This is a genomic window from Flavobacterium aurantiibacter, from assembly GCF_002251775.1.
Taxonomy (GTDB): Bacteria; Bacteroidota; Bacteroidia; order Flavobacteriales; family Flavobacteriaceae; genus Flavobacterium; species Flavobacterium aurantiibacter.
Genome location: NZ_NOXX01000113.1, coordinates 1 through 10114 on the forward strand (window position 1 = coordinate 1; position 10114 = coordinate 10114).

Consider the following 10114-nt stretch of genomic DNA (forward strand, 5'->3'; position numbering starts at 1 on the left):
GAGTTCGATTTAAAAATTGCGGTCAGAAAACAGATAAATGGTTGAATACAAGGCGGACTTTTATTGGGATACTATAGTATCGCAAAAAAAACTAACGAAGTAGACAGCCGTTTATCTGTTTAGCATGAGAGTTGTTCCTTTCCCTTACTATTTACTTCATAACTTTTTGATTTCAAGCGATCTGACAAAGATTTTAATTGAACTCAGGTTTTATGCCCTTTTTATTCGGTAACGATTGCCGCGCGACTGGTTGCAGCGGCAGCCCACAGCGACAGCAATGACCTTGCGCCAGGCGAGCGAGGACTACAGCGGAAAACGGGACGGCAAAATTATACGGGATTTCCAGCAAACGATTTTGCCGGCACGCCCTAAGTTCTATTAAGTGATCGTTTATTGTACTTGAAAATCAAGTAAAAAGAATAGCCTAAAACAAATATGCAAAATAGCGCCTGTGTATTTAATTGAAAGGGCAAGCCAGGAGGAGGAGGAGGCAGGCCAGCAGGAGGAGGCGGACCACCACCGGGAGGAGCAGCTACAACTGCGCTGCTACAAAGTAGTGCGAATAACAAAAATCCGTAAAATCGTCGCGTAGTTTTCATTGTGTACAAAAATAGAAAAATTAGCTTTGGTTGCATCTTTACAAATATTAAATTTTTGCTTTTTATTTACGAAAATAATTGATTTTTGGATTTATCCCACCTAAAAATGTGCCCTAAGTTGAACTGTTCCGGTATGAATGGCAGAAGAAAGATCGCTTTTACGACCTTGGTAATTTAACGTTAGATCTAAAAAGCCCGTTAGACTTTTTTGTACCGACAAGCGCCAAGTTGTATTTTGACCCGGTTGCAAAGCTTCGAGCATCTGAAAAGCCGCGGCTGTATTAGCCTCACCGAGGTAACTATTGCCAATTAGATTAAACTCGCCGTTTGCCGTTAACTTAGTACCGACATTCCAATTAAAGCCCAAGGTTAGCTTTCGCTGAACCAAAGAAGCCTCGGCTCCCAAAGTGTTTTCCTTTTCGCCATAAGCGGCAGAAATATCAAAATTTATGTTGGTCGAAAACAAATATGAAACTTTAGGCTCAAACTCGTATCCCGTAATTTCGAAACTGCGATTCGCATAATTTTGAGCCGTGCTTTTTTGTTTATTCTGACCAACTTGAATGCTAAATAACCAACTTTTCTGAACCAAATGGGCGTATAATAACTGTGTGCCTCGCAACTTATTTTCTTGTAAACCACTGCTAATAAGCGCGATATTAGCACTTGACGTTGCATTAAAGGTTACACTGTGGTTTTGCTTGCCGCGATTGTAACACAAGCTGTTTCTGAAGGTAAGTGTTTGCCCAAGCACATCGGAACCCGAACTACCAAAAGGGTTTAAATCGAAATCGGAACCCGATCGGCGGATTTTTCGCTCTGTGATAAATGAGGTTTGATTGCTTATTTTTTTAAGAAACTTCGAAAAGCCTCCCGAGCCTTTCCAAGCTGCAAAATTTAGGGTGAGGTTTTGGCTGAGGCGGTTAACATGCGAAGGAACGAAAATCTGGTTGGGAAGAAAAATCCGCAGGTAAATGGCCTGATCTGGAAACGGCGCAATTTCGAATTCTTCGAGTTCCTTAACACCGTTATTGTTGTAATCGTTCCAAGTATATAGGCCTTGTCCGGGCTCGACTTCGATATAAGAGAATTCCTGTTGAGCTACAGTTCCCGAGCTATTTTCGTAGGTAGTTCCCAACACTAAAAGACGATTTAAAAACCGACCGTTATAGGCAATTCGGCTGTTTAAAGACGGAATGGCTGCCTGCGTTTTATCTTCGAACGTAAGTTTTCGGAAACTCGCAAACAACATCAAATCCTGCTGTTCGGATTGAAAAACGCGTGAACGTACTAAATATGTGAGCGATTGGTTGACGCGACTCACACGTTGATCTACTAGCGAATCATTTAAACGCAACAAAACGCCGCCTTCCACAAATACTTTTAGGCTGTCGCCCACTCCTACCCGACCGCCAAATTCGTTAAAGCGCTGACTCAAATTACTCAACTGGTTGGTAGCTTTTAAACGTTCGCTGTTATCTTCTGCGGCATGCGTGGCATGAATCCAAACTTTTTTAGTTGGACGATACGAAATGCGACTCAAATTTCGGAGGAAACTCGAATTGGCAAAATTTGCTGTAGTTTTCAAATAGCTAAACTTCTGTGAAAACTGCCAGTTGTTGAGATTGGCTTGAGCGTCGAAGAGTTGGCGAAATCCCGAATACGAACTTCCAAACTGCAGTGTTTCGATTTTATACGTAGCGCTGCCTTTTTGGTTGAGATTGGTAGTAAAACCGGCCGACACCAATTTCTGATCGCCGAGCTGCGTACTTACGTTCCAATCGCGGTTAAACTCGATACTTACGGCTCGTTCCACCGTACGGAAACGCTCGCCAATGTATTGTGCGCCCGCAAAAACTTGCGTTTTAAACTTTCGTTTGAATAGCATTTGCGCCGCATCGATATGAAACGCTACACCGGTATTGTCGGCATCGTCTAAAGAACTGTAAAGATTTTTATCGTTCAAACTACCCGCAAACTCGGCTTGAACCGTAGTGTTTTCGCCGTTTCGATACCCGCCCGACACCTGAACTAATTGCAATTTTTGAGGCGCAATTAACTTTACCACTGGCTCGAAACTGCCTTGTTTTACTCCGTTAATTGGCGCAACATACACGTATATTTTCCCGGTTCCGGTAGTCGACTGCAATCGATAGTTCCCATTTCCTGCGCCAACATCGGTAAAACGAACACTAAACAGCGTGTCGTTTGGATTGATAGAATACACGAAAATAGTAGCGTCATTCACAATTTCCTTTCGATATTGAATTTTGTTTTCATCGAAAGGTTCTTCGTTTTCAGAAGGCGCCACCATCAACCGATCGTCGTCGCCCGCATTACCTAAAACAGCCGCTTGCTCGGGAGATAAATTTTGTTGCAAGGGTTGGTTCTTTACGTCGTTTTCCGAGTAAATTGCGCCACTTACATTCCATTTTTCCGAGCTGTGGTTTGCACCGGCATAGGTTACCAACCTTGTGAAGTTTCGTTCGGCATATTGATATTCGACATTTATCCGCATTTCGGATGTTATCTGAAACAGCGATGTAAACGTAATTTCGCCAGCATTATAGTCGATAACGTATTGATTGTTTTCGCCACGTTCTAACTGAATTCCATTCACAAAAACGCGTTCCGAACCGCTAACTACGAGTATAAATGGTTCGCCATTCGGACCTCTAAGTTTGTATGGCCCTTGATTGCCTTCGGTTCCGGTAAATGTACTTCTCGCGTAAGCGCCTCGAACCAAAGCCGCCGATGCAAACACGTCGGTAGTAGCCGATTCATCTCCAAATCTAAATCCAGCGCGAACGCCTTGTACTTTTTTACTGAAATTTAAGAATCGCGACGAACGGTTTTCCAGAAATAAATCGCCCGCCCGAATGTTCCATTTACTGCCAGCGAGTTCAATAAATATTTGATCGAATTCGTCGAGTCGTTGGCTGTAGCCATTATCTTGTAAAGGAATATTGCTGTCTTGGATGCTGGCGCGCAACGAAACTTTATCGGATAGCTTTCCTGAAATCTGCAAATCGAGATTTGAATTTACCACCGAATTCTGATTGTTTCCAACCGTAACGCCGCGTGTAATGCTTCCGTTTGTAGACAGCCCTTCAAACGGTGTTCGCGTATTGCGAAGTGGTTCGGAGTTTGCAGTCGTTGCCACGTTTCCTAACACTTTTTCGGGCGCGTAACGCACATACGATTTCGTAAGAAAATCGGGATATTTACTGTACCTCACCAAAACTTGCGTGTTTTTCAGTGACGAATCGAGTATGTAAAGACGCGCTCGAGTAAAATCGACTCGAAAAGCTTGTTCCGGCAAGGGTCGATTATTTTCATCGTAGATTTCAAAATCGATTTTTCGAATACTCGTGCTGTCAATTTGAAGACTATCCGACTCGATAAAAAAAGTAGATTCTCGTCGCAGCGAATATTCTTTTTGTGCCGAAGACATCCAGCAACAAAAGAGCAACACTACTACAAGCCATTCCTTCTTCATGAATAGTCGATTATCCGCTTGGATTTAGATTTGAAAACGCCTGATTAACCGCGCATTTTCGACACCGACAAGCAAAACCATTGATTACAAACGTCAAAAGAACGAATTCATTTTTAGTGATTCGCATTTTTACGCAGTAGAATACCGATTTTTCAGAAAGACGCTTGCAGCTACTATTCTTTAGTTACGATTTGAATTGTCTCGCGACTTGCTTGCTTAATCATCACAGTTTTTCCAGCAGTTACTTCTGCGGCAGCTTCTTCAGTGAAGTGACGAATGGTGTAGAGCGATACGTTTTCGTTGTAATACACTTTAAATTGCTTAGAAAGCTCGGCGCGCAGTTTTTGAAAGTTCTCGAACTTATCTTCCAAACACAGTGAGAATGAAATCGCTGAGTTTTGAATTAAACTGACTTTCATTTTGTATTTATGAAGAAGTGCAAACACGCCAGCAATGTGCTCTTCCATGATGAAAGAAAAATCTAAGGAAGAAAGCGAAATTAAATATTGGTTTTTCTTTACAATAAAACACGGCATGCTTGGAATCAAGTCTTTTCCTTTTGCTACAGTAGTTCCGGGCAATAACGGATTTACAAACGACTTTACATGCAACGGGATTTCTTTGCGTTGAAGCGGTTGGAGCGTTTTAGGGTGAATTACTGTGGCGCCGTAAAACGCCAATTCGATTGCTTCGCGATACGAAATTTGTTGCAGCATTTGTGCATTTTCAAAATATCGCGGATCGGCGTTTAGAACTCCAGGAACATCTTTCCAAATGGTAACCGATTGTACGTTCAAACAATAAGCAAAGATAGCCGCGGTATAATCGGAGCCTTCGCGACCTAAGGTAGTTGTGAAATTATTGTCGTCGGCGCCCAAGAATCCTTGCGTAACGTAGGTTCCGTACTGACTTATTTTTACGGCAATTTGGCGTTGAGTAGTATCCCAATCTACTGTTGCATCGCGGTAATTATTGTCGGTTGCAATTAGTTCGCGCACATCGAGCCACGTATTTCTGATTTCAGATTCAGCAAGGAAAAACGATAAAATTGCCGAAGAAATCAATTCTCCAAAACTCACAATCTGATCGTAAACGTAGTTATAATTTGAAGATTTATTGGATTTTAAGAAATCAGACAAATCATTGAAAAGCGCGTTAACTTTTTGATGCGCAGCGTGATTGCTATCGGGAAATAAATCGCTTAGAATATCAAAATGGTATTTCTTGACGTCGTTGAGTACGCTTTCGAGTTCGCCAGACTGAGAAATATAATTTTTGACAACTACCTCTAAGGCATTCGTTGTTTTTCCCATCGCCGAAACTACAATTAAAGTGTCTGTTGCACCTACTTGTTGCAAAACGCTCACAACGTTTCTTACCGATGCGGCGTCTTTCACAGAAGCACCGCCAAATTTGAATACTTTCATGTTTTAGAATGCTGCTTTTGCCGTTTTGCAGCAGATTAAATAACGGCTTTACGAATTGAGCGGCAAATATACGGTTTGTAGCAATTTTGAGTGAAAAAATGGAGCTATTACTGCGGATATTTCTAAGCTGAAGCTGAAAAATTTTCATTTTTCAGCTTCTTCGACAAAAACAACGTTTTCTTTATCCCGTTTTAGAAACGCAAGTCGTATAAATTGCGATATTTGCACCCAACTACAACGATTTCGCTATGGAAGAACGGAACAAAACGCTCGGAGAATTTATTATTGAAAAACAAGCTGAATTTAAATATTCGTCGGGCGAGCTTTCCCGAATCATCAACTCGATTCGATTAGCGGCAAAAGTCGTTAATTACAAAGTTAACAAAGCCGGATTGGTGGATATTGTTGGTGCGGCTGGCGAGCAGAATATCCAAGGTGAAGATCAACAAAAACTCGACGTTTACGCCAATAACATCTTCATTCAAACTCTGATAAATCGCGAAATTGTTTGCGGAATTGCCTCGGAAGAGAACGACGATTTTATTACCGTTGCCGGACCCGACAACAACCACAATAGCAAATACGTAGTTTTAATGGATCCGCTCGATGGCAGCAGCAACATCGATGTAAACGTTTCTGTTGGAACAATTTTTTCGGTATTTCGTCGCGTAACCCCTATTGGAACGCCTGTTACCCTTGAAGATTTTTTACAACCCGGAACCATGCAAGTAGCCGCGGGTTACGTCATTTACGGAACTTCGACTATGCTGGTGTACACTACTGGGCACGGTGTTAACGGATTTACACTTAATCCGGCTATTGGAACGTTTTATTTGTCGCATCCCAACATGCAATTCAAACCCGACGGAACAATCTATTCGATTAACGAAGGAAATTACGTGCACTTTCCGCAAGGCGTTAAAGATTACATCAAATACTGTCAGTTGGAAGAAGGCGACCGTCCGTACACCTCACGTTACATCGGCAGTTTGGTTTCCGATATTCACAGAAACATGATTAAAGGCGGTATTTATATTTATCCAACGAGTTCCAAAGCACCTAAAGGAAAATTGCGTTTGCTGTACGAATGCAACCCTATGGCCTTTATTGCCGAACAAGCCGGTGGAAAAGCATCGGATGGCTTTACGCGAATTTTAGAAATTAAACCTACCGAACTGCATCAGCGCGTGCCGTTCTTCTGCGGAAGCTATAATATGGTTACGAAAGCCGAAGAATTTATGGCCAAAGCAAAAAAGTAAACTAAAGTGAACTCCATAAAAAAATCCGACTATAGCGTCGGATTTTTTTATGGAATCGCTCGAATTACTTATTCATGTGTTGCATCTCGTAAACGAAGGTGTCTAAATCAACTGTTAGCACCAATAACGACAAAGCTTTGTCGACAATATACTTCACGTTGCCCGGTGTAAAACCAAGTGCGAGAGCAAAGCGTGTAAGAATTTCTTTTTGTTTCGGTCCGGCTTCGTTGTGCGCATAAACCATTCTGCTCAAATCGTAAAGACGCTCCAAACGTTGTGTATGCAAATACGGCGGATTAATTGGGTATTTAAACGGATTGGCAACAATCTCCGCATACTCATCTGCCGAAATCTCTAATTGATTCGCAAGCTTATCTAAAAATTCTTTTTCTTCGGTATCTAACACGCCGTCTTCCATGGCAACGCGTACAATCGAGGCAAAATGACCTTTATTTCTGTCTTTAAACCCACTATCGAATAAATCTGAAATCGACATACTTAAAATTTTGTGTTACTCGACAAATATAAACGATTTTAACGGGCAGCCTAACGAAGTTTAACCGAGGTTTAGCATAATTTTTCTTTCTATTGATGTAGAATAAAACCAACTATTTTTCCGCAATCCGAGATTTTTGTAAGTTTACCTCCCAACTGCTACTGAAATGACCGATTTTCTCGTTTTTTTTGAAATTGGCCTGCGCCACGTGCTCGACGTAAATGCCTACGATCACGTATTATTTCTCATCGCACTAACAATTCCTTATTCGTTTTCCGACTGGAAACGCGTTTTGCTACTTGTAACCTTCTTTACAATTGGCCACACACTTTCATTGTTGTGTTCCGTTTTGGGATTAATCGCTATACGTGTCGACGTTATCGAGTTCTTAATACCAGTAACCATTTGTATCACAGCACTTTTTCATCTTTTTACAGCTGGAAAAAATTCTAAAAAAGAAAGCATTTCTGTGGTATCTATCATAACCATAGTTTTTGGTTTGATTCACGGACTGGGATTTTCGAATTACTTTAACGGTTTGTTGCCCGGAAAACCTTCCGAAAAAATACTTCCTTCGCTCGAATTTGCGCTGGGTATCGAAGCCGCACAAATCATCGTAGTTTTAGTGGTGCTTGTTCTTGCGTACATCGTGCAAACCTTCTTTCGATTTTCTAAAAGAGACTGGTGTTTAACAGGTTCAGCATTTGTTTTAGGCGTTGTACTTCCTATGCTAATCGCAGCAAAATTTTGGTAGCTTTACGCAGAGAAAATTCGTTTCCGTTGAATACAGAAAAAATTAACAAATACGATAAAGCATACTTGCGAATTGCTTCGGAATGGAGCAAACTGTCGTATTGCAAACGCAAAAAAGTGGGTGCTATCATCGTAAAAGATCGAATGATTATCTCCGATGGTTACAACGGAACGCCAAGCGGATTCGAAAATTGCTGCGAAGACGACGAAGGTTTAACCAAATGGTATGTTTTGCATGCCGAAGCCAACGCCATTCTAAAAGTAGCGCGATCTACACAAACCTGCGACGGCGCCACGCTCTACATTACATTATCCCCTTGTAAAGAATGCAGTAAACTCATTCATCAAGCCGGAATCAAACGCGTGGTGTACCAAAACGGATACCGAGACGATGCCGGACTCCAATTTCTTGAGCGCGCTGGTGTCGACATCATTCAAATAGAAGACTTCTCCGAATTATGAAAATTTCTAAAGTTTACGTTCCCGTAGTGTTGTTTGCTGTGCTGGTGTTGGGGATTTTACTGGGTACAATTTTAGACTTTCCCAACAAGCCAAATTCACTTTCGTCGAAAGATAAAATCGATCGTTTACTACAAGTTATTGGCAACGAATACGTTGATAGCGTTGCAACCGATACACTTGTCGATAAAGCCATCAGTCAGTTATTGCAACAACTCGATCCGCATTCGGTTTACATCAATGCATCTGAAATGACACAGGTGAGCGAAGAACTCAGCGGCAATTTTGTCGGAATCGGAATTTCGTTCATGATGCTAAAAGACACCGTAACTGTAACTAAAACGCTCGACGGCGGACCAGCACTCGCAGCCGGACTCAAAGCCGGTGATAAAATTCTCTTCGAAGGAAAAAACAAACTCTTCGGACGAAAACTCGCAACCGACTCCCTATTCAAATACCTTAAAGGCGAGCCCAATAGCGAAGTTCGTTTGAAAGTATTCCGAAAAAGCCAAAACAAAATCTTGAACTTTCAGTTTAAGCGGCAGCAGGTTCATATTTCCAGCATCGAAGCCGAGGTACTCCTACCCAACCGAACGGCTTACATCAAAATCTCAAAGTTTGCCGAAGATACGGCGGCCGAATTTTCTGCTGCTCTGAAAAAACTTCTCCGTCAAGGCGCAACTTCACTAATCATCGATTTGCGCGGCAACGGCGGTGGCTACATGGAACAGGCTGTTTCGATTGCCGACGAATTGCTTCAAAAAGATTTGCTGATCGTTTACACCAAAGCAAAAGACGGCAAGAAAGAAAGCAGTATTGCCAAAAGTGGCGGACTATTCGAAAAAGGAAAACTATCGGTTTTAATTGATGAATACAGCGCTTCTGCCAGCGAAATTATTGCCGGCGCAATACAAGATAACGACCGCGGAACGATTATTGGCCGACGCTCGTTCGGTAAAGGATTGGTACAGCGCGAAATTGGTTTCGAAGACGGATCGGCCGTGCGACTTACCATTGCGCGTTATTACACACCTACTGGCCGAAGCATTCAAGGCCCGTACAGCAAAGGAACCGAAGCCTATTACGAAAGTTTTGAAGATCGTTTAACAAACGGCGAACTTTTTGAAAAAGACTCGATTAAACTGAGTAAACTCGAAAAATTCAAGACTCCAAAAGGAAAAATTGTGTATGGCGGTGGAGGCATCGTTCCCGATGTTTTTGTGGCGCTCGATTCAAATCTCGATAAAGAACGGTTGCTCCTGTTGTTGCAATCGCCTATTCCTGGAAATTTTCTTTTCGAAAAGTGGGACAGCTTTAAATACGATCGGTCAAAAATTGCAGCATTGCCGGTAAACGAGCGCTTAGTAACCGATTTTATAACCTACGCCAACGAAAACGGATTCGAGTTAAAAACCGATGCTTCCGACCGAACGCGCATTGGCACGTACTTGCAAGCCGAGAAAATCCGTTTATTGCAAGGCGACACAGCTTATTGGCAATTCATACTGCCGCAAATCCCGATGATTCAGGCCGCAGGAATTTCGAACTAGTTTTTTTGGGCGCGCCGGCAAACGAGACGTCGCTGCGCAAAAGTGGTTCACGCCGTCACGTGTTCCGCTTTA

7 protein-coding genes are annotated in these 10114 nt (G+C 42.2%); 4 read left to right on the forward strand and 3 right to left on the reverse strand.

Translation table 11 applies throughout. The features are described from left to right. Positions 1-699: 699 nt before the first annotated feature. Together CHX27_RS01845 and CHX27_RS01850 are read right to left on the reverse strand one after the other, a co-directional pair. Positions 700-4098, reverse strand: a complete 3399-nt coding sequence (locus CHX27_RS01845; protein ID WP_094485068.1) for a hypothetical protein — start codon at positions 4096-4098, stop codon at positions 700-702. Between the two features lie 173 nt (positions 4099-4271). Beyond that, on the reverse strand, positions 4272-5525 hold the full coding sequence (locus CHX27_RS01850) for an aspartate kinase (RefSeq protein WP_094485069.1): 1254 nt from the start codon (positions 5523-5525) through the stop codon (positions 4272-4274). Positions 5526-5773: 248 nt separating this feature from the next. On the opposite strand from CHX27_RS01850, the gene fbp reads away from it, so the two are divergent. Further along, positions 5774-6784, forward strand: coding sequence for a class 1 fructose-bisphosphatase (gene fbp / locus CHX27_RS01855; protein ID WP_094485070.1), 1011 nt, complete (start codon positions 5774-5776; stop codon positions 6782-6784). Between the two features lie 64 nt (positions 6785-6848). Here the strand turns inward: fbp and CHX27_RS01860 are convergent, their stop codons facing one another. Next, complete coding sequence (locus tag CHX27_RS01860; RefSeq protein ID WP_094485071.1) at positions 6849-7280, reverse strand: tellurite resistance TerB family protein; 432 nt, start codon at positions 7278-7280, stop codon at positions 6849-6851. A 166-nt stretch (positions 7281-7446) separates the two neighbouring features. Here CHX27_RS01860 and CHX27_RS01865 point away from each other — a divergent pair, with 166 nt between their 5' ends. The 3 genes from CHX27_RS01865 to CHX27_RS01875 are packed head-to-tail and all read left to right on the forward strand — an operon-like array spanning position 7447 to position 10042. Further along, positions 7447-8034 carry a HupE/UreJ family protein gene (locus CHX27_RS01865; protein WP_094485072.1) on the forward strand — a complete coding sequence of 196 codons (588 nt, stop codon included), beginning with the start codon at positions 7447-7449 and terminating at the stop codon, positions 8032-8034. A gap of 26 nt (positions 8035-8060) precedes the next feature. Next, complete coding sequence (locus CHX27_RS01870; protein WP_094485074.1) at positions 8061-8495, forward strand: deoxycytidylate deaminase; 435 nt, start codon at positions 8061-8063, stop codon at positions 8493-8495. Continuing rightward, positions 8492-10042, forward strand: coding sequence for a S41 family peptidase (locus CHX27_RS01875; RefSeq protein ID WP_094485073.1), 1551 nt, complete (start codon positions 8492-8494; stop codon positions 10040-10042). The genes CHX27_RS01870 and CHX27_RS01875 overlap by 4 nt, the downstream gene beginning before the upstream one ends. Positions 10043-10114 lie beyond the last annotated feature (72 nt).